The following is a 20,904-nucleotide window of genomic DNA, read 5'->3' as shown; positions in this document are numbered from 1 at the left end:
CAGTCGGGATGGCTGGCTGATAGCTGCGGCGAGCGCACCCGGGAACAGCATTATAAGGGCCTCGGTAGAAGGTCACCCTGTGCGCGACGGGAGCGCAGGTCTGGCGATGCCATGAGGATTTCTGGCGGTGCCTGGCTGCCGGCGGCGGCGGCCGCCGCTCGCAGTGGGTTGACCAAAGCGAGATTAATCAATAGACTGCGCAGCCTCCAGTAAGAAAAAGCACCTCGCAGCTGTTCAGTTGCGTCCTCGCCGCTCTGTTCGCAGGCTGTCAAAGCGAACAGAGTCCCGGCCTCAGGGGCAAGTACCCCCCAAGTATTCGAGGCTTTGCACCCGCCTGTAACCGTCCATCGTCGAGCCGTTCTGTTGGCGCGATGACCAAAGTGAAGGAGAGAGCATGTCCGCAACAATTTCACTCAGAAGCATAACGGGGCGCCGTGTTGACGCCAGTTTGAGTTTTGTCCAACACAGCCTGATCATCGTTGGGCTGATGGTTGTCCTGGGCACTTTCAAGCCCTGGGGCAGCGATGGCGATGTCCCTGACCAACCGCAAGCTACCGTGGCGGAGCGTTCGCCAAATGAAGTTTCCGGAGCGGAAGCCGCCAAGCCTGTGTCGGCTGCGCTGCCGCTACGACTGCAGCGCGCCCTGGACTTCGTTTCGCGTCGCTATCGGGTGGCTCCCGAAGCGCTGGTGCCGGTGTTCGAAGCCGCGCAGACCGTCGGCCGCGAACGTCGCGTCGATCCTCTGCTGATCATTGCCATCATTGGTATCGAGTCACGCTTCAATCCCTTCGCCGAAAGCGTGGTCGGTGCGAAAGGCCTGATGCAGGTGATCCCGGGCTATCACCTGGACAAGGTGCCGCAGGGTGCGGGCGAGCAGCCTTTTCTTGACCCGGTGACCAACATCCAGGTTGGCGTGCATGTCCTCGAGGACGCGATCCGCTGGCGTGGCAGCTTGACGGCGGGCCTGCAGCATTATGGTGGCGCCCCGGATGACCCGGAAACCAGATACGCGAACAAGGTGCTTGCCGAGAAGGAGCGGCTTGAGCAAGCGGCGCGGCGAGGCCCTGCTGCGCGGGCCTGAGAATCGCCAGTGTCGCGTTTCGTTGCGCTGTCGGTCGGCCTATCTCGCCAATCCGGCACCCGTGATGCGCCGGATCGCTTGCCGGGCTTCAACCGAGAGGACAAGCTCCGAGTGGGCGAGCGGCGTCATCAGCCGCTGGTCAAAGTGGAGCAGCCCCTTTTCGTCCTCGCGCAGAAATTCCGCTTCGATGAGGTTGGTGATGAAGGCGGAGAAGGTCGCTCTTTCCGGAAACTCCGGTGTATTGAACTGGTAGAGCAGTGATAGCCGCTGCGCCAGGAAATGACAGGAGTTTTCCAGTGCCTGGCGGGTCAATTGACCCGTTCCATGTTGCTGGAGCAGCGACAGGGTAAGGAAGTGACGTTCGAGCAGCGGGCGAATGGTTTCGCCGAGCAAGTGCAGCTCGGCAAATTCCTCACTGATCGGTTCCGGTGCTGCGAGTACCCCTGAGTCTTCAGAGCGCGCAACCAGGTTGCGCGCAAGCAGCACGCCGATTACGGCTTCCGTAGCCGCCGGGAGTTCGTCGGGATGCCAGCGAAGGAAAAGTTCAGCTCGCATCAGGCTACAGATGCCACTCACTGCCTGGGCGACGCGTGCTCCATCAAGCCGGCGGTTGTGGCTCAGCAGGCAGGCCACGAGGGCTGGCAGGGCAAAAAGGTGCAGAACGTTGTTGCGAAAATAGGCCAGCAAGGGTGCCTGTTTTTCGCGCACACGGATCAGGTCGCCCAGTGGATCGGCGAAACGTTCGACGATTGTCAGCCGCTCGGCGTAGGCCACGATCTGCGACGGGTCAAGGTCGCAGGTGACGCTGGTCGGTGTGTAAGGAGCCTCGCGGGCGAGGGCCTGATAGTGCTCGATCATGCGCTGCAGTGCGTGTTCGTCGGCGGTATGCTTGGGCGTGGCCAGCAGTGCGAGAGCCGTCAGATTGACCGGATTGATTACCGCTGCCTCGTTGATCCGCTGGGCGAGCTCTGCTGCCGCCTCGCGTGTGGCGGTGCGAGACCATGGCGACGGCGACGCGCCGTCTTCCTCGCGCCATCCGGGGTGGTGTGCGTCGAGAAAGCCGGCCAGGGCCAGCGGTTCGCCGAAATTCACATGCACCTGGCCAAAGACACGCTTGATGCGGCGAAGGCTTGTCAGGATTCCCCATAGCGATTCACCTTTCTTGGGCTTTCCCGCCAGTTCACCGAGATAGGTGCTGCCTTCGATCACCTTTTCGTAACCGATGTAGACCGGTACGAAAAGCAGTGGTCGCGCGTGTTCACGGATGAAGCTCTGCACGGTCATCCCGAGGATACCGGCTTTTGGCGTCAACATTCGTCCACTGCGGCTGCGTCCGCCTTCGATGAAGTACTCGATCGGGAAGCCGCGGGCGAGCATCAGGTGCAGGTATTCGTGGAACACGGCAGCATACAGCGGTTCCCCCTTGAAGCTGCGGCGCAGAAAAAAAGCACCGCCACGGCGTAGCAGCGAGCCGACAAGCGGCAGGTTGAGATTCGCGCCGGCAGCGATGTGGGGCGGCGTCAGCCCTTGCCGAAGGATGATGTAGGATAGTAGAAGGTAGTCGATGTGGCTACGGTGACAGGGGACGTAAACGATCTCATGCCCGGGGGCGATGCGCGTCACGACGTCGAAGCGATGCAGTTGAATGCCATCGTAAAGCTGGGTCCATAACCAGGAGAGGAACAGCTCCAGGGCGCGCACGACCCCGTACGAATAGTCGGAGGCAATCTCCAGTGCGAAGTCGCCTGCCCGTGCTCTGGCCTCGCCAGGCGAGATGCCGTGTCTTTCCGCTTCGCTGACGATCGCCGCGCGGACTGGTTCGCCGGCAAGCACGGCATCCACCTGGGTATTCCGGTGCGAGAGGTCGGGCCCAATCGCCATCTGGCGCTGGCGGCGGAAATGGACCCGCAAGATGCGCGACAGCTTGCGCAGCGCCTGCTCCTCTCCCAGCCCACCCTGCAGAAGATCGCGCAGCGATATGGGGGAGTTATAGCGGACGAGCACGTTGCGGCCGTGCAGCAGAATGGCCAGTAGTTGCCGCCAGGTGCCTGGCGGGCGCCAGGCTTCCGAGAAGAGCGCCTTGAGAACGGAATCCTGCTTGTCCGGACTGCGTCCCCAGAGGATGACCACGGGTAGCAGTTGCACGTCGAGCAGCGGATCGGCCACCGTGTGACCGATCAGACTGGCCAGCAACGGAGAGTAACTGCTGTTGTCGCGCGCTCTGCCGGTCAGGCTGCGGTCACGATTCAGGAAGAAGAACGAGCGGGGCAGGCGCTGCCTGCCCAGCACGATCGGTGCCTCCGCGCGTGGCAAGCCGGCTCGCCGCGACTCTTCGAAGAGCACCAGCAGGTTCGAGAGGTGCCTGTCCTGCAGGACGTAACAGACTGGCTTCGTTGGGTTGAGGCCAAGCTCTTGCAAGTTGTCGGGAAAAACCGAAGTTCGTACCCATAGATACAACAGGCGGCGAGCCAGTGGGATCAACCAGCCGGAGACCTTGAAGGCGTCAGCCATGATGGGCACGCGGTCGGCTGCTGGAAGCCGCTGCTACTCCTCCTCGACGACCTTGTGCTGCGATGCCAGTTGCTGTTGCGTTGCCGGTGGTACCTGCGCGTAGTGCGAGAAGGCAATGCTGTACGAGCCCTGCCCCCCGGTCAGCGATTTGAGACGCGACTGGTAGCCTTCCAGTTCGGCCAGCGGCGCCTCCCCGGTGATCGCCATTAGCCCGGGGCCGCGCGGTTGGGTGCCGGTCAGGTGACCACGCTTGCTCGAAAGGTCGCCAGTGACGTCTCCCGTCAAGGCATCCGGCGCAAGGATTTCGATATCCACGACCGGCTCAAGGATGATCGGCTTGGCGGAGCGAATGGCTTCGATGGTGGCCTTGCGGGCAGCAGTGAAAAAGGCAATGTCCTTACCGTCGACCGGGTGCGTCTTGCCGTCGTGGACGGTGACGCGCAAATCCTCCACCGGGAAGCCAGCGACGACGCCGTCGGCAAGCGCTTGGCGAACACCCTTCTCGACTGCGGCCATGAACACTCCCGGAATGACGCCTCCCTTGACGATATCGACGAACTCGAAGCCGGCGCCACGTTCCAGCGGCTCGACCCGGAGCATGACCTCGCCGAACTGACCCGCACCACCACTCTGCTTCTTGTGTCGACAGTGACCTTCGGCCGAGCCAGTAATTGCTTCACGATAGGCAATCCGAGGCGGTTTGGTGTCGAGTTCCAGCCTGTACTGCTGGGCCAGGCGCGTCAGCTTGGCGCGCAGGTGCATCTCGCCGAGGCCGCGAATGACCGTCTCATTGGTTGTCGGATGACGTTCTACCTTGAAGCACGGGTCCTCGATCTCGAGCTTGTGAAGGATCTCGAACAGACGCTGCTCGTCAGCCTTGCGCCGCGCATGGACCGCCAGGCCCTGCATCGGTTGCGGGAATTCGAGTGGCTTCAGGTGAATATGATCTTCGTCATGCGTGTCGTGCAAAACGCAGTCGAACTCGATTTCCTCGACCTTCGCGATGGCGCCCAGATCACCAGGCAACAGCGTATCGACCTCGACATATTCCTTGCCCTGAAGGCGATAGATGTGGCCGACCTTGAACGGACGTTTACCATCACCGACAAAGAGCTGCGAGTCCTTCCGGATCGTACCCTGATGAACACGGAAAACGCCCACCTTGCCGATGAAGGGATCGCTCACCACCTTGAAGACGTGGGCCAGCACGTGCTTACACGGGTCAGGTTCGGCGTGAAAGGCTTCCATCGGTCCGTCGGGCTCGCCGCGGTAGAAGGGCGGCGGGTTCCCTTCGGTCGGATTGGGGGCCAGCCTGGCGAGGACGTCAAGTAACTGCGGGATGCCGGCGCCCGTCTTGGCCGAAACGAACAGAATCGGAATGAGGTGGCCAGCACGCAGTGCCTTTTCGAAGGGCAGGTGCAGTTCGTCAGGACTCGGATCAACACCTTCGTCAAGGTAGCGTGCCAGCAGGTCCTCGTCTTCCTCGACTATCTGGTCGATCAGCGCCCGATGCGCTGCCGCAACTGATTCGAAATCGCTCTCGCCATCGTCGTGCCCGAGAACCTCAACGACTTCACTGGCCTGCCTGGCCGGCAGGTCGAGTAACATGCATTCACGGCCGAAGCGCTCACGGATCTCTCCGACCAGCGCCGGGAGGTTGACGTTCTCGGCATCGATCTTGTTGATGACAATCATCCTGCAAACACCTCGAGCGGCTGCCAGCTTCATCATCCGCTCGCTCGATAGCTCAATGCCGTTCTGTGCGCTAATTACCACCAAGGCTGTGTCCACAGCCGCGAGAGCACCAATCGCCTGACCCGCGAAGTCGGGAAAACCCGGTGTATCGATCAGGTGGACCTGTACCCCTTGCCAGCAAAAGCTTGCCAGCGCAGCATTCAGTGAGTGGCCAAAATCCTTCTCTTGCGGATCGAAATCGCAAACTGTGCTGCCCTTTTCGACGGCTCCCCGGCTGGTGATGGCGCCGGCTGCTGCAAGCAGGCTTTCGGCTAGCGTCGTCTTGCCGGCGGCACCGTGGCCAACAAGAGCAACAGTGCGAAGGTTACTGGTGGCGGTCTGGCCCATTCATCATCTCCCATTGAAGTCGAATGCAGGTCGCAAATACGAGAATAGCCCCATGGCATCACGGTTGCGCGTGCGCTCATCATTTTACCCCTGCCGGGGCAGCAGCGCTTGTTCGCCGTGGACTCGCGTCGCGAGTGTTGTGCTTTGTGTTAACTGCGTGACTCGGCTACATTTACGCGCTTTACATTCATGCGCACCGCGTCAGGAGGCACAATGGAAAACGATCCGCGCAAGGCCGATCTTCGCGAAGCAGCCCTCGAGTATCATCGTTACCCCACGCCGGGGAAGATTGCTGTGCAGCCTACGAAGGGCCTCAGCAATCAACTCGACCTGGCGCTCGCTTATTCTCCCGGCGTTGCTTACGCTTGCCACGCCATCGTTGATGACCCTGGTACTTCCAGTCTTTACACTTCACGCGCCAACCTAGTCGGCGTGATCACCAACGGCACAGCTGTTCTCGGCCTTGGCAATATCGGCCCGTTGGCTGCGAAGCCGGTGATGGAAGGTAAAGGTTGTCTTTTCAAGAAGTTCGCTGGTATCGATGTTTTCGATATTGAACTCGCCGAAAGCGATCCGGATCGACTGATTGACATGATCGCGGCGATGGAGCCGACGCTCGGCGGCATCAATCTGGAAGATATCAAGGCTCCGGAGTGTTTCTACATCGAGGCCAGACTCAAGGAACGGATGTCGATTCCGGTTTTTCACGACGATCAGCACGGCACGGCGATCATTTCCTCGGCAGCAATTCTGAACGCGCTCAAGGTCACCGGCAAGAAGATTGCCGAGGTGAAAGTGGTTTGTTCGGGAGCTGGCGCGGCAGCCATTTCCTGCCTCAATCTGTGGTGCGACCTCGGTGTTCGGCGGGAGAACGTCATCGTCTGCGACTCGAAAGGCGTGATCTACGTCGGCCGTGACGCCAACATGGAGCCGACCAAGGCGCGTTATGCGCGCGAGACCGACGCCAGAAGTCTGGCGGATGCGATGGTGGACGCCGACGTTTTCCTCGGTCTGTCGGCAGCCGGTATCCTCGAACCCGCCATGCTCATTACCATGGCGGAGCAGCCGATTGTTTTTGCGCTCGCCAATCCAACGCCGGAGATCATGCCTGAGTTGGCCCGAGAAGTGCGTCCCGACGTGATCATGGCCACCGGCCGTTCGGATTATCCCAATCAGGTAAACAATGTCCTGTGTTTCCCGTTCATCTTCCGCGGTGCCCTCGATGTCGGGGCGACCGGGATCAACGAGCAGATGAAAATGGCCTGCGTCACGGCCCTTGCAGCCATGGCGCACGAAGAGGTCAGCGATGAAGTGGCGATGGCCTATCCTGGTGAGGAGCTCACTTTTGGTCCGGATTATCTGATCCCCAAACCCTTCGATCCGCGTTTGATCACGACCATCGCGCCGGCAGTCGCCGAGGCGGCGATGAGTTCGGGCGTAGCCACCCGACCAATTGCCAATCTGAAGGCTTATCGGGAGAAGCTGAGGGACTTCGTCTACCGCACGGGCGTCGGCATGCGCGCGGTTTTTTCCGCGGCCAAGCGCGGGCGCCGAACGCGCATCGTCTATCCTGACGGCGAGGAAGAGCGGATGTTGCGCGCCGCACAGATCATCATCAATGAAGGTCTGACGCGGCCGATCCTGATTGGCCGCCCGGACGTGATCTCTGCGCGACTGCAGAGGATCGGCTCGAAACTGGTGGCTGGCACCGATTTCGAGGTCGTCGATCCAAACAGCGACGGCCGCTACAAGGAATGCTGGACGGCCTATCACCAGTTGCGGAAGCGTCAGGGGGTAACTATGGACATCGCGAAGACCCGCCTGCGCAGCAACAATACCATCATCGGTGCCATGCTGGTCCGGCTCGGTTACGCGGACGGAATGATCTGTGGTCTATCGGGTCGCTTCGGGCATCACCTGCGGCAAGTTGACGAAATCATTGGCAAGGCGCCGGGCTGCACGACGATGGCGGCGATGACCCATCTGTTGTTGCCTGGTCGCGCCCTGTTTCTCTGTGATACGCACGTCAATGCCGATCCCAATGCCGAGCAAGTCGCTGAAATCACCTTGATGGCTGCAGAAGCGGTTCGTCGTTTCAAGATCAGGCCGAAAGTGGCTCTCCTGTCGCATTCGAACTTCGGATCCTCGCAGACCCCTGCCGCCCGCAAGATGGGGGAGGCCGTGGCGATCATCCGTGCCAGGGCGCCTGATCTGGAAGTTGACGGAGAGATGCACGGTGACAGCGCGCTTTCTGAAGCAATACGGGCGCAGTCAGACCCGGAGTCGCCTCTTGCCGGTGAGGCCAATGTGCTGGTGATGCCCAACCTGGACGCCGCCAATATCTCGCACCACCTTCTCAAGATGACCGGAGGCGACGGCATGGCGGTCGGTCCGATCTTGCTCGGGGCAGCACGGCCGGTGCATGTCCTCTCTCCCACGTCGACGGTCCGCCGTGTGGTCGATATGACCGCATTGGTGGTGGTGGACGCGGCAAGCAAGTAGGTGCTTCAGGGGCCAGGGGTTCCGGAGTTGGTCGTCTTGCACCGCCACGGACCCCGATTTCCTGAGTCGCAGGAGCTTGGCTGCGTAGAGGCGTCTGCAGGTCGCAGCCCAGCCCGGAAGGCGAGATCCTCGCCTGCCAAGCCCTCGGGGGTGCCCCTTCTTCTTTACAAAACCCCCCAGTCAATGCATCATCGGCCCGACTCTCGGTATAGTCGGGGCCTAATGGTCCAGAACGCGTTGCAGGGTCCAATCGCGAAAAATGGCAGCCAATCCGCAACAATCACCGCTTAGCGGCTTTGCCCGTGCGCTGGTACAAGCAGGTCGACTCAAGGAAGCCGAGGCCGAGGCACTGCTTGCGCAGGCGGCTGCAAAAAAGACTTCGCTGATCGAACAGGTGGTTAGCGCCAAGAAGGCGACCTTCCTTGAATTGGCGCGGTTTGCGGCAGACAAGTTCGGTTTTCCCCTGCTCGATCTGGCAGCCTTCGACGATGCGAACATCCTGAAGAATGCGATTGACCGAAAGTTGATCGCAACCCACCGTGTTGTGCCACTTCACAAACGCGGCAATCGCTTGGCAATAGCCATCGCGGATCCAACCAACCTGCGTGCGCTCGACGAGATTCGGTTTCAGACCGGGTTGGCGGTGGACCCGGTTGTTGTTGAGGAAAACAAGCTCGGACCGCTGGTTACGAAGCTGTCTGAATCGGCCGAGGAGACGCTGAGGAGTTTCTCGACCGAGGAGATCAACCTCGAATTCAGCGATGAACAGGCGCAGGATAAGGCCGACGAGGCGGCAAGCCTTGATGTCGATGACGCACCGGTCGTCAGGTTCATTCAGAAGATGATGCTTGACGCTATCAATGATGGTGCGTCTGACATCCACTTTGAGCCCTACGAGAAAAGCTATCGGGTCCGCTTTCGGACCGATGGTATTTTGCGGGAGGTGGCCGCGCCGCCATTGGTCATCAAGGAAAAGATCGCCTCGCGCATCAAGGTGATCTCGCGTCTCAATATTGCGGAGAAGCGTGTGCCACAGGATGGCCGCATGCGTTTGGTGCTTTCGAAGAGTCGGTCGATCGACTTTCGCGTCAGTACTTTGCCAACGATGTATGGGGAGAAGATTGTCCTGCGGATCCTGGACCCGACCTCGGCTAGTCTGGGCATAGACGCTCTGGGATATGAACCCGACCAGAAAGCGGTGTTGCTTGACGCCATCAACCGGCCATACGGCATGATCCTGGTGACCGGACCGACCGGTTCCGGCAAGACCGTTTCACTTTACACCTGCCTCAACATTCTGAATCGACCGGGGGTCAACATCGCGACAGCGGAAGACCCTGCGGAAATACCGTTGCCCGGCATCAATCAGGTCAATGTCGATGACAAGGCTGGATTGACCTTTCCCATAGCTCTCAAGGCCTTTCTCCGCCAGGATCCCGATATCATCATGGTAGGCGAGATTCGGGACATAGAGACTGCGGAGATTGCGATCAAGGCAGCGCAGACCGGTCATATGGTGCTATCCACGCTGCACACCAATGATGCGCCCGCCACGCTGACCCGCCTGATGAATATGGGCATTCCGACCTTCAATCTTGCTTCGAGCATCCTGCTGATCACTGCGCAACGGCTGGTCCGGCGGCTTTGCACCTGCAAGCGACCGCTCGATACACCGGTCGAGACACTGCTCAATGCCGGGTTCACGGAGAGCGACCTGGATGGCAGTTGGGTCCTCTACGGGCCGGGCGAGTGTGATCGCTGCAAGGGAAGCGGTTACAAGGGGCGGCTGGGTCTCTACGAAGTCATGCCGGTGACTGAAGCGATTCAGCGAATCATCATGGCCAATGGAACGGAACTTGATATTGCAGTCCAGGCCAGAAGGGACGGGGTCAATGACCTTCGCCGTTCCGGTCTGCTCAAGGTCAAGCAAGGACTGACCTCTCTTGACGAGGTCCTCGGCAGCACCAACGCTTGAGAAAGAGGGATGTATGGCGACCGCAGCAAAACCCACCAGGAAGACCGCGTCGGAAGTCAAAGAGCTTGTTTTTCTCTGGGAGGGGAAGAACAAGGCCGGAAAAACCGTTCGTGGCGAGCAACGCGCTTCCAGCCAGACCGTTGTGCAGGCCACTCTGCGCCGTCAGGGGATTCAGGTCAGCAAGATATCCAGACAGCATTTCAGGGGTGGGCGGCAAATCACGGACAAGGATATCACGCTGTTTACGCGCCAACTGGCGACGATGATCAAAGCTGGCGTGCCCCTGCTCCAGACGTTCGAAATTGTCGGTCGCGGGCATGATAACCCGGCCGTAGGCAAGTTGTTGCTGGATATCAAGGCCGATGTGGAAACCGGCAGTTCGCTTTCGCAGGCGTTCCGGAAGTATCCACTGCAATTTGACGCCTTGTACTGCAATCTGGTGGCGGCCGGTGAACAGGCGGGTATTCTGGAAACCCTGCTGGATCGCCTGGCCAACTACAAAGAGAAAATGATCGCGATCAGATCCAAGATCAAGGCGGCGCTGTTTTATCCGGTGGCGATCATCGTTGTCGCCTTCATCATTACAGCTGTGATCATGATCTTCGTGATCCCGGCCTTCAAGGAAGTCTTCAAGAGTTTTGGTGCCGATCTGCCAACGCCGACGCTCATCGTGATCGGCATGTCTGATTTCGTTGTCGAATACTGGTGGTTGCTGTTTGGGGGTATCGGCGGGTCGATCTATGCCTTCTTCTATACCTGGAAGCGGTCGGAAGCCATGCAGATCGCTTTCGACCGCATCTTCCTTCGCCTGCCTGTTTTTGGCAGCATCATCCGCAAGTCGGTCATCGCGCGCTGGACACGTACTCTGGCGACGATGTTTGCTGCCGGCGTCCCTCTGGTCGAGTCGCTGGAATCCGTCGGCGGTGCTGCCGGCAATTATGTCTACAAGGCGGCGACACGGCAGATCCAGAGCGAGGTGAGCACCGGCACCAGTCTCACTTCAGCGATGCAGAATACCGAGCTTTTTCCGAACATGGTGAATCAGATGGTCGCCATCGGCGAGGAATCCGGCGCGCTTGATTCAATGCTGGGTAAGGTGGCCGATTTCTTCGAGGCGGAGGTCGACGACGCGATTGAGGCTCTGGCCAGCCTCATGGAGCCGATGATCATGGTTGTTCTAGGGGTGCTGATTGGCGGTATGGTGATCGCGATGTACCTGCCGATTTTCAAGCTGGGCGCTGTGGTCGGATAATGCTGGGTGCGCTGACTGCCGATCTGGACCCGACCCAGTTCACTCTCATCGGCGGTGTGGTCGGCCTGCTGGTCGGTAGTTTTCTCAACGTCGTCATCCATCGTTTGCCAAGAATGATGGAGCGAGACTGGCGCCTTCATTGCGCGGAGCTGCGCGGCGAAGAATTGCCCGAGGAGCAACCGTTCTCGCTGGTATGGCCGCGCTCGCGATGCCCAGCCTGTGGTCACGCCATTACGGCGATGGAGAATGTTCCGGTCCTGAGCTGGCTATACCTGCGTGGTCAGTGCTCAGCTTGCCACGCGTCGATTTCTCCCCGCTATCCGCTGGTCGAGACCATCAGTGGCCTGTCTTGTGCCTTTGCCGCGTTTCACTTTGGCTATGGCTGGGCGGCGTTGGGCGCCATGTTACTTATCTGGTGCCTGGTCGCGCTGACCTGCATCGACTTCGATACACAGCTGTTGCCCGACGCCATCACGCTGCCCCTGCTCTGGGCTGGATTGCTGTTCAATTTGTTCGCCACCTACACCGACCTGCAGTCGGCAGTGATCGGGGCGGTTGCTGGCTATCTCTCGCTATGGTTGGTTTACTGGGCGTTCAAGCTGATCACGGGCAAGGAAGGTATGGGTTACGGCGACTTCAAGTTGCTCGCTGCGCTTGGCGCCTGGCTGGGGTGGGAGATGTTGCCTTTGACCATTCTGCTCTCGTCGCTGCTCGGCGCAGTGGTCGGCATTGCCCTGATCGTTGTTGCCAAGCGTGGGCGGAACGTGCCGATTCCTTTTGGCCCTTACCTGGCGACAGCGGGGGTCCTTGCGCTCTTCTGGGGGAAGCCGCTTACCCGTGTTTACGTTGGCTTGCTTTAGCCCTCTGAACACGCAGCTGTACTGATCCTTGTCCGCGGTGAGCGTCTGGACCCTCCTCAGGTTCGGGTATAATCGCTGTTTTACCAGTGCCGTCTGAAGGTTAGTCATGCCGATTTATGCCTATCGCTGCGCATCCTGCGGTTTCGAAAGAGATCATCTGCAAAAGCTGAGCGACCCGGCTCTGCGGATTTGTCCGGAATGTGGTCAGACTACTTATAGCAAGCAGGTGACGGCCGCAGGTTTTCAGCTGAAGGGCAATGGCTGGTACGCCACCGACTTCAAGGGTGGCAACAACAAGGTGCCGGTCTCGACCGAAAAGCCCAAGAGCGCTGAGAACTCCGAGAGTTCGGAGAACAAGGGGAGCAGCAAGGAGGGTGCGCCGAGCCCTGCCTGCGCTACCGGAGCCAATGCGTGCGCCGGCAACTGATAAAACGATACTTCATTACCGGACTTTTGATCTGGGTGCCTTTGGCGATTACCGCCTGGGTGCTCGTGCTGATCGTTGGCACCATGGATCAGTCCTTGCGCTTGCTACCCGAGGCGATCCATCCGCGAAGTGTTTTGGGTTTCGATATCCCGGGTGTCGGGGCAATCCTGACCTTGCTTATCATCGTCCTGACCGGGTTGCTCGCTGCCAACTTCATCGGCCAGCGGTTGGTTGTCTGGTGGGAGATGTTGCTAGCACGCATACCGGTAGTCAATTCGATCTACAACAGCGTCAAACAGGTTTCGGACACCCTCTTCTCTTCATCCGGCAACGCTTTCCGCCAGGCACTGCTGATCGAGTATCCGCGTCGTGGCGCGTGGACCATCGCCTTCCTGACCGGCAAGCCGGGCGGGGAGGTGCTGCGGCATCTCGACGGCGAGTACGTCAGCGTGTACGTGCCGACGACCCCGAATCCGACCTCGGGCTTTTTTCTCATGTTGCCCAGAGCGGAAGTCATCGAACTGGAGATGAGCGTAGACACGGCGCTGAAGTACGTGATTTCGATGGGCGTCGTAGCTCCGCCGTTGCGGCAACCGGCAGTGAATGCTGCTGGCAGCGATATAGCTATCAATTGACTGAGGTAACCTGGAACAAGTATGCGGACTCATTATTGCGGACAAGTCGATGCACAGATCATCGGCCAGGAGGTGACGCTTTGTGGCTGGGCACACCGGCGTCGTGATCACGGTGGGGTGATCTTCGTTGACCTACGCGATCGCGAGGGGCTGGCACAGGTCGTTTGCGATCCGGACCGTCCGCGGATGTTCAAGACCGCCGAGTCGGTGCGCAACGAGTTCTGTCTGCGAATTGTAGGCAAAGTACGTGCCCGGCCGGAGGGGACGGTTAACGTCAACATCGCGAGCGGTGAAATCGAGATCCTTTGCCACGAGATGGAAGTGCTGAACCCGTCGGTGACGCCGCCTTTTCAGCTGGATGACGAGAATCTGTCGGAGAACATCCGGCTGTTGCACCGGGTGATCGACCTGCGTCGTCCGCAGATGCAGAAGAACATGCAGCTCCGATACCGGACTGCGCGTGCCTTCCGTAGCTTCCTCGACAACACCGGCTTCATCGACATCGAAACGCCAATGCTCACCAAGAGCACTCCTGAGGGGGCGCGTGACTATCTGGTTCCTTCGCGCGTGCATCCCGGGCAGTTCTTTGCGCTTCCGCAATCCCCACAGCTATTCAAGCAATTGTTGATGGTCGCCGGCTTTGACCGCTACTACCAGATCACCAAGTGTTTCCGCGATGAGGATCTGCGTGCTGACCGGCAGCCGGAGTTCACCCAGGTCGACATCGAGACTTCGTTCATGGGCGAGGGCGAGATCATTCAGCTCATGGAGGAGCTGATCAGGGCGGTATTCACGGAAGTGATCGCGGTCGAGTTGCCGAATCCATTTCCGCGTTTGAGCTACGCTGAGGCAATGGATCGCTATGGGTCCGACAAGCCGGATCTGCGTGTCAGCCTCGAACTCGTTGAAGTCACCGATGTGCTCAAGGACGTGTCCTTCAAGGTCTTTGCCAGCGTTGCCAACAGCGATGGGGGCCGGATTGCTGCCCTGCGCATCCCGGGTGGCGCGACCCTGACGCGAGGCGAGATTGATGCCTACACCCAATTTGTCGGCATCTACGGCGCGCGCGGACTGGCCTACATCAAGGTCAATGACGTGACCCAGCTCAACGAGATCGGTCTGCAGTCACCGATCGTCAAGAATCTGCACGCCCTGGCGCTGCAGACCATCGTTGCGCGTACTGGCGCGCAGTCGGGCGACCTGATTTTCTTCGGAGCCGACAAACGCAAGGTGGTTAACGATGCACTCGGCGCGCTGCGCGTCAGGATCGGGCACGAAAAGGGTTTCGTCAATGGTCGCGCCTGGGAGCCGGTGTGGATCGTCGACTTCCCGATGTTCGACTATGATGACGACGAAAAGCGCTGGACTGCCTGCCATCACCCCTTCACCAGTCCGAAAGACGAACACCTGGCGCTGCTGCAGAGTGAGCCCGGAAATTGTTTGGCCAAGGCTTACGATCTGGCGCTGAACGGTTCCGAACTCGGTGGTGGCTCGGTGCGGATTCACCGTGCGGCAGTGCAGGAGCAGGTCTTCAAGGCGCTCGGGATCGGCGATGAAGAGGCGCAGCTGAAGTTCGGCTTCCTGCTTGATGCGCTCAAGTATGGTGCCCCGCCACATGGTGGCCTGGCTTTTGGTCTGGATCGCATCGTCACGATGATGGCCGGCGCCGAGTCAATCCGTGACGTGATCGCCTTCCCGAAAACCCAGCGTGCGCAGTGCCTGCTCACCGATGCGCCGAGCAGCGTAGACGAGAAGCAACTGCGGGAACTGCATATCCGCCTGCGTCAGAAAGTCGAAACGCAGCTTGAGATTGGCAAGGGCTAGTTGTCCGTGCAGAAAGTAGCCGCTTTCATTCGACTGCTGCTGCTGGCCATGCTGGTCGGTGGATTGGCAGCTGCGACGCAGGCGCGTGAAGCGCGCTATCTGGCGAGCATCGCGGTGTCCGAGCTGCCGCCAGAGGCTGTGCATACCCTCCGTCTGATCCAGCAGGGTGGGCCATTTCCTTATCCGCGCAAAGACGGCAGCACTTTTGGTAATTTCGAAAGACGCTTGCCCTCGCAGCCTCGAGGCTATTATCGTGAGTATACCGTGCCAACCCCGGGAAGCCGCGACCGCGGCCCGCGACGCATAGTCGCTGGCGAGGGGCGCGGCCGCGATGTCAGCACCTCGGGCGAGTACTACTACACCGACGATCACTACCGCAGTTTCCGCCGGATACGCGAATAGTCATGAGCCAGAACAAGCTGCTGAAACTGCTGGAAGATTCCCCGCAGGCGGGTATCTTCCATTTGCCACGGCGTAGCCAGGCGGCAGTCCGAGCGGCTGCCGAAAGCGCGGGCTGCGCCTGCTTTGATGTCAGTTTCGCAGAGTCTGACCGGATTGACATCGTGTTAAGCAGGATCGGGTATGCGCTCGACTTTCCCGAATGGTACGGGCAGAACTTCGATGCCCTGAAGGATTGTCTGACCGATTTTTCCTGGTGTGAAGCAGCAGGATACGTGTTGTTTATCTCTGGCGCCGAGAGCCTGGATGCGGAAAACCCGGCTGCTTTCAAAACCCTCAACGATGTGTTTGCCGCGGCGATTGCCGAATGGCGGGTGCATGATCTCCCGATGTGGGTGTTTTACGATCTTCGTGCTGACGGACTGGCGGCTTTCCCGCCAACGGCATGAGGCGGTACAAGCGACCGGTTTCGGTACTGGTCCTGGTTCATACTCCGGACCTGCAGGTGCTGCTGCTCGAACGCGCCGCGCACCCCGGTTACTGGCAGTCGGTCACCGGCAGCCAGGAAGCCGGCGAGCGACTGCCTGAAACGGCCATCCGCGAGGTCGCCGAGGAAACCGGGATTGCCGCCTCGGTCGATGAACTGCATGATTGGCAGATTACCAACAGCTACGAGATTTTTGCCGAATGGCGTCACCGTTACGCGCCAGGGGTGTTACACAATATCGAACACGTCTTCGCGTTGCAGCTGCCAGCGGAAAGGCCGGTTGCTATCGCTCCGGGCGAGCATCTGAACTACTGTTGGCTGTCATGGCGCGAAGCGGCCGCAAAGTGCTTTTCGTGGAGCAATCGCGACGCGATTCTCATGCTGCCGGAGCGGCTGGCAGAGGGCTGAGTCGCTGTTCCAGGCAGGCCGGACAGAGGCAGCCGGCGCTGGCCTCCGGCACGCGGGCAAGCGGCGGTACCTGCATGCACCAGCAGGACGAAAGGCCCGCGGCGGCGCCACAGACAAAGCTCTCGCCGCAGTTGGTGCACAGGCTCTGCAGTGGGTTTTCCGGCGGTTTGGACATGACCCGCTCAATCCTGAGCCAGCAGGCCTTCAGCGACCCAGCACTGGAGAAAGCCGGCGGCGGTCTGTGCCGGTTCCGGATCGCCGCTTTCGGCAATCAGCGTGCAGCAGTCGGCAAAGCTGGCGACTCGTGTCAGGGCGCGCAGGAGCGCTGCTTCGCAGGCGTCGGCCGATCGCCAGCGGCAGTCGAGGTCTGGGCGCCAGATCAGCAGCACATGTGGCCAGGGAAGCGGCTCGTCGCTGATCGCTTCGGCATCCGCGTTGAGGTCTTTCCAGATCGGTTCGACCCTCCACGTCAGATCGAGCAGCTGCAGCGAGGGCACCGGCTTGAAATGCCTTTGCGGCCACTCTTCCGGTGGTAGCGCAACGAGTTCGCCAACGCCGAGGAGCGTCGCATCCGCGGCATCGAAAGCCGTGCGCATTGCCCAGTCCATGCGCGCGAGGTCGACCAGCGCGGGGTGCGGCAGGTGCTCTGGGGTGGCGGCGAGAAACTCCGCCAGCGAATCGCCGAACCAGCGGATCGAGCGGAAATGCGAGGGGTGTTCGTCCAGGTAGGCGCGCGCCAGAAGGTCGAAAGCCTCGTCGCCGAGCGCCCTCTGCAGGACCGGATAGTTGTCGCGCAGGGCAGCTGTCAGGCGGGCACGGTAAGCCTGCAGGTACACCGCAAGCCCGCTCTCGAGCGCTGCGCCCTCGGTAGCAAACAGGCCCGGCGTGGGATCATCGAGTAGAACCGCCTTCTGGAAACGCTCCTGTAGCGCGGCGAGCGCGCTCATGCCGCCTGCCTTCTTGCCGCGAGTGTCTGTTGCGCCACCGAACGCGCTGTATCGAGTTCGGCGACGAGCCGATCTAGCGGCGGAATATGGTCGTCGCGCTCGATCATCGTCGGCACGTGGCCAAGGCGGCCGACGGTATGCGCGTAAAGGTCCCAGACCGCTGCGCAGACCGGGTGGTCGTGGGTATCGATCAGGTAGCCGCCACGGTCCTCGTGCCCGGCGAGATGAATCTGGCGAACGGCGCCGGGCGGCATCGCATTGATGAAGACGCGGGGGTCGAAGCCATGATTGACACTGCTCACATAGACATTGTTAACGTCGAGCAGCAGCTCGCAGCCGGTTCGCCTGACGAGTTCGCGGATGAACTCCCACTCGCTCATCTCGTCAGCACGATAGCGCACATAGCTGGAAACGTTCTCGAGCAGGAGGGGCTGAGCGAGCGCGTCCTGCACCTGCGCGACGCGCGGCAGCAGATGCTCCAGGCTGGCCTCGGTGTAAGGGAGGGGCAGGAGATCGTGCAGGTTCAGCGAGGAGGTTCCGGTCCAGCACAGATGGTCGGAGACCCAGGCCGGCTGTACGCGGTCGACCAGCGCGCGAAGCTGCCTCAAATACGACGCGTCAAGGGCGTCGCTGCCGCCGATCGACAGAGATACCCCGTGCATTACCATCGGATAGTCGCGGCGGATTCTATCGAGGTAATGCAGGGGTTTGCCGCCGGGGACCAGATAGTTCTCGGAGATGACCTCAAGCCAGTCGACCGCCTGTGGCGCAGTGGCAAACTCCCGATAGTGCTCGGTACGCAGGCCAAGGCCGAAGCCCTGCAGGGGTTCACTCATGGAATCGCATCTTCCCTCACGCTTGAAGTTCCGGGTGACCGGTCACCGCATGGCGCCCCGGCCGCCCGTGTCGGCATCGAGCCTACTTGACCACCTTGCCTCCTGCATCGGTACATTCCTTGGCGCTGGCCTTGGTGACCCAGCCCTGACCCTTGCAGGCATTCATTCCCTTGCACTCGTTCTTGGCAGTCTTGCAGTCGGAGTGGCCCTTGCAGGAGTTGATTCCGGCGCAGTGTACCATGCCGCCTTCGGCAGCCTGGACAGTCGGGGCCAGGATACCCCCGGTGGCAAAAAGGGCCGCCGCGGCCGCGGCGATGACGACACCAGACTTTTGATTTGACATTTGTTTCTCCTCTCGTTCGATGGGTTTGGTCAGAGCGCGCTGATCTGCATTCGCTTCTCTGACACTGCTTAGACGCAGAAACTCCGGAATTACTTACAGGCGGTAGAAAAATTTCTCTGCCACCTACCGGACGATCGTCACCCAAAGGGCTGGTTGGAACCTTCCTTGACGTTGTCAGGGACGCTGAACCTCATGCTAGTCATTGCCAGCTTCTCTTTTGGACGACTTCAACAATGATGACGTTATCGCGGGACGGGCGCTGCCAGCCCTTCTTTCGAAGTCGAGGCGCCAGCTGAAGCGCTTCTCCGCACCGTTTTGATCTTTGCCAGCGTCGCGCCGGCTTGTTGCCTGCCGCGCTCCGTAATCCGCTGGCGGTTCTGCCGGGATGCCTGCCCGTCCGTGACCATTTCCGGACGAACTGATGGCGCGATTAGCACTCTAACGGGGCGAGTGCTAAAATATTCTATATTGCCTGCAAGAAGGAGACATGAACATGACTCAAGCCCTGGCTTTTCCGACGGTTTCTGCAGCCGGCAGCATTGACGCCTACATCCAGGCGGCGCGACAGTTTCCGCTGCTGACCCAGGAGGAAGAGGTTTGCCTGGCGACCCGCTTACGCGACGACGGTGACCTCGACGCGGCCCGGCAGCTGGTGCTCTCGCACCTGCGTCTGGTGATTGCCATCGCGCGCGGCTATCTGGGCTACGGCCTGCCACACGCCGATCTGATTCAGGAGGGCAACATCGGCCTGATGAAGGCGGTCAAGCGCTTCGACCCGGGGCGGGGTGTGCGGCTGGTTTCTTTCGCCATTCACTGGATCAAGGCCGAGATTCATGAGTACGTCCTGAAGAACTGGCGAATGGTCAAGGTGGCGACGACCAAGGCGCAGCGCAAGCTGTTCTTCAACCTGCGCAGCATGAAGCCGAACAGCGACACGCTCGCTCCGGCTCAGGTGGCCAATATTGCTCACCGCTTGAGCGTCAAGGCGGACGAGGTTGTCGAAATGGACAGCCCGCCTGTCGGGTCATGATCTGGCGCTGGATGGCGACAGCGACGATGATGATGTGTATGCACCGATCACCTACCTGGCCGACAATTCGAGCGAACCCTCGCAGGTGCTCGAAACCCGTGCGCGCAACCGTTTGCACAACGAGGGCCTGCAAAGCGCCCTGGCCAGCCTCGATCCGCGCAGCCGCCGGATCGTCGAGGCGCGCTGGTTGGTCGACGAAAATTCCGGCAACCTTGCACCAGCTGGCGGCAGAGTTCGGTGTCTCCGCGGAGCGCATACGCCAGATTGAAGTCAAGGCAATGCAAAGGATGCGTGCCAGCCTGGCGCTGCAGGTGGACGCGACAAATGGTCGCAGCTCCGCATGCTGCGACGCCGCATAAGGGCCCCAGAAGGTCAATGTAATCATCATGTTAGGTGTGCCTGTTGCCAACGTGGCGAGTATTCGTGTTAGACTCACAGAATCGATATCTTGATTTGGGTCAAATCGGGGCAGACCACGCGGGGAGCCTGGCCTTTTTGGGGAGGATTGATGAGCCTGGTTGCAGCAGACACGCTCGCCGGTCGGACTTGGGTGGCCCGCCCGAACCATTCGCTTTCGGTGACCGGACGCAAGCTTCTGTTTGTCATCACGGCTGCTGTTTCCGCTCTGATTGCCCTGGCTTTCTCGTTTTTTGGTGCCTGGCCGGTGGTTCCGTTCGCTGGCCTGGAGCTCGCGTTTCTCTGGTGGGCGCTTCGACGCACTGAGTTGACTGCCAACGACTTTGAGCGGATCACGCTTGAGTCAGGGCAATTGACGATCGAAAGCCGTCGTGGCGCCGTGGTGGCGCGCCATGAGTTCCAGCCCTACTGGGCGCGCTTGCAGTACGTCAAGCCGCCCGGGCAGAACATCCATCGCTTGCTGATTCGCTCGCACGGCAAGGAGGTCGAAGTGGGCAGCCTGCTGACCGAACAGCAAAAAGTGGCTCTGGCGGAAGAGCTGAAACAAACCCTGGGCGCTGCTTAGCCCCGATAAAGTACTCTAAGGAGACAAATTGAAGATCCTTCATCGTTTCTGTCTGCGGACGGGCAAGTTCTTCTCGGGGTTGCTCGCGGCCCTGATCCCCTTGCTGGCGCGCGCCGATTACAGCTGGAATTTCCCTACCCCTGTCACGCCGATCGCCCGCGACACGCTGGAAATCCACAATCACTTCATGATCGTGATCACGGTACTGTTTGTCGTCGTCTTCGGCATCATGATCTACTCGATGATCAAACACAGGAAGAGCGTTGGCCATCAACCGGCGAAGTTCACGGGGCCGACGGGGACAGTGCAGTGGCTGTGGGCTT

Annotated in this window: 19 protein-coding genes and 1 pseudogene; 14 read left to right on the top strand and 6 right to left on the bottom strand. The window is 60.2% G+C overall.

Features of this window, described 5'->3' with window-relative positions:
• The first annotated feature begins 448 nt into the window (after window positions 1–448).
• A complete protein-coding gene (locus V5B44_RS16460) occupies window positions 449–1,081 on the top strand; it encodes a transglycosylase SLT domain-containing protein (protein ID WP_332360090.1) in 633 nt (210 codons plus the stop codon).
• Between the two features lie 39 nt (window positions 1,082–1,120).
• Here the strand turns inward: V5B44_RS16460 and plsB are convergent, their stop codons facing one another.
• A complete protein-coding gene (plsB, locus tag V5B44_RS16455; protein WP_332360421.1) occupies window positions 1,121–3,592 on the bottom strand; it encodes a glycerol-3-phosphate 1-O-acyltransferase PlsB in 2,472 nt (823 codons plus the stop codon).
• Window positions 3,593–3,625: 33 nt separating this feature from the next.
• The gene (gene fusA / locus V5B44_RS16450) at window positions 3,626–5,674 is read right to left on the bottom strand and encodes an elongation factor G (protein ID WP_332360089.1); all 2,049 of its coding nucleotides are present in this window, start codon (window positions 5,672–5,674) and stop codon (window positions 3,626–3,628) included.
• A gap of 213 nt (window positions 5,675–5,887) precedes the next feature.
• Here fusA and V5B44_RS16445 point away from each other — a divergent pair, with 213 nt between their 5' ends.
• The 10 genes from V5B44_RS16445 (at window position 5,888) to nudB (ending at window position 16,443) form a co-directional block, all read left to right on the top strand.
• Window positions 5,888–8,176 carry an NADP-dependent malic enzyme gene (locus V5B44_RS16445; RefSeq protein WP_332360088.1) on the top strand — a complete coding sequence of 763 codons (2,289 nt, stop codon included), beginning with the start codon at window positions 5,888–5,890 and terminating at the stop codon, window positions 8,174–8,176.
• Between the two features lie 259 nt (window positions 8,177–8,435).
• Window positions 8,436–10,151, top strand: coding sequence for a type IV-A pilus assembly ATPase PilB (pilB, locus tag V5B44_RS16440; RefSeq protein ID WP_332360087.1), 1,716 nt, complete (start codon window positions 8,436–8,438; stop codon window positions 10,149–10,151).
• A gap of 13 nt (window positions 10,152–10,164) precedes the next feature.
• Window positions 10,165–11,403, top strand: a complete 1,239-nt coding sequence (locus V5B44_RS16435; protein WP_332360086.1) for a type II secretion system F family protein — start codon at window positions 10,165–10,167, stop codon at window positions 11,401–11,403.
• On the top strand, window positions 11,403–12,263 hold the full coding sequence (locus V5B44_RS16430) for a prepilin peptidase (protein ID WP_332360085.1): 861 nt from the start codon (window positions 11,403–11,405) through the stop codon (window positions 12,261–12,263). Before V5B44_RS16435 ends, V5B44_RS16430 begins: the two co-directional genes overlap by 1 nt.
• A gap of 106 nt (window positions 12,264–12,369) precedes the next feature.
• Entirely contained in the window at window positions 12,370–12,690 is a 321-nt protein-coding gene (locus V5B44_RS16425; RefSeq protein ID WP_332360084.1) for an FmdB family zinc ribbon protein, read from the top strand.
• The gene (locus V5B44_RS16420; RefSeq protein ID WP_332360083.1) at window positions 12,675–13,325 is read left to right on the top strand and encodes a DUF502 domain-containing protein; all 651 of its coding nucleotides are present in this window, start codon (window positions 12,675–12,677) and stop codon (window positions 13,323–13,325) included. The genes V5B44_RS16425 and V5B44_RS16420 overlap by 16 nt, the downstream gene beginning before the upstream one ends.
• Before the next feature lie 21 nt (window positions 13,326–13,346).
• A complete protein-coding gene (gene aspS, locus V5B44_RS16415; protein WP_332360082.1) occupies window positions 13,347–15,149 on the top strand; it encodes an aspartate--tRNA ligase in 1,803 nt (600 codons plus the stop codon).
• 48 nt (window positions 15,150–15,197) lie between these two features.
• On the top strand, window positions 15,198–15,551 hold the full coding sequence (locus tag V5B44_RS16410; protein WP_332360420.1) for a ribonuclease domain-containing protein: 354 nt from the start codon (window positions 15,198–15,200) through the stop codon (window positions 15,549–15,551).
• Window positions 15,552–15,553: 2 nt separating this feature from the next.
• The gene (locus tag V5B44_RS16405) at window positions 15,554–15,997 is read left to right on the top strand and encodes a barstar family protein (RefSeq protein WP_332360081.1); all 444 of its coding nucleotides are present in this window, start codon (window positions 15,554–15,556) and stop codon (window positions 15,995–15,997) included.
• Entirely contained in the window at window positions 15,994–16,443 is a 450-nt protein-coding gene (gene nudB / locus V5B44_RS16400; protein WP_332360079.1) for a dihydroneopterin triphosphate diphosphatase, read from the top strand. The genes V5B44_RS16405 and nudB overlap by 4 nt, the downstream gene beginning before the upstream one ends.
• Here nudB and V5B44_RS16395 read toward each other — a convergent pair.
• The 4 genes from V5B44_RS16395 to bufA2 form a co-directional block, all read right to left on the bottom strand.
• A complete protein-coding gene (locus V5B44_RS16395; protein WP_332360078.1) occupies window positions 16,412–16,618 on the bottom strand; it encodes a cysteine-rich CWC family protein in 207 nt (68 codons plus the stop codon). The genes nudB and V5B44_RS16395 overlap by 32 nt on opposite strands.
• Before the next feature lie 7 nt (window positions 16,619–16,625).
• Complete coding sequence (locus V5B44_RS16390; protein ID WP_332360077.1) at window positions 16,626–17,390, bottom strand: DNA-binding domain-containing protein; 765 nt, start codon at window positions 17,388–17,390, stop codon at window positions 16,626–16,628.
• Entirely contained in the window at window positions 17,387–18,226 is an 840-nt protein-coding gene (bufB, locus tag V5B44_RS16385) for an MNIO family bufferin maturase (RefSeq protein WP_332360076.1), read from the bottom strand. Before bufB ends, V5B44_RS16390 begins: the two co-directional genes overlap by 4 nt.
• An 82-nt stretch (window positions 18,227–18,308) precedes the next feature.
• Complete coding sequence (gene bufA2, locus V5B44_RS16380) at window positions 18,309–18,569, bottom strand: BufA2 family periplasmic bufferin-type metallophore (protein ID WP_332360075.1); 261 nt, start codon at window positions 18,567–18,569, stop codon at window positions 18,309–18,311.
• Between the two features lie 493 nt (window positions 18,570–19,062).
• On the opposite strand from bufA2, the pseudogene rpoH reads away from it, so the two are divergent.
• The 3 genes and pseudogenes from rpoH to V5B44_RS16360 all read left to right on the top strand — a co-directional run.
• Window positions 19,063–19,958: pseudogene (gene rpoH / locus V5B44_RS26760) on the top strand (RNA polymerase sigma factor RpoH).
• A gap of 149 nt (window positions 19,959–20,107) precedes the next feature.
• Window positions 20,108–20,581 (top strand): DUF2244 domain-containing protein, encoded by a 474-nt coding sequence (locus V5B44_RS16365; protein ID WP_332360072.1) that lies wholly within the window; start codon window positions 20,108–20,110, stop codon window positions 20,579–20,581.
• A 28-nt stretch (window positions 20,582–20,609) separates the two neighbouring features.
• Window positions 20,610–20,904: cytochrome c oxidase subunit II transmembrane domain-containing protein (locus tag V5B44_RS16360; protein WP_332360071.1), on the top strand; the 295-nt coding region annotated here is incomplete at its 3' end.

Source organism: Candidatus Accumulibacter necessarius (assembly GCF_036625085.1).
The sequence above is the reverse complement of the archived record's forward strand: the minus strand, read 5'-3'. Positions and strand labels throughout refer to the sequence as shown.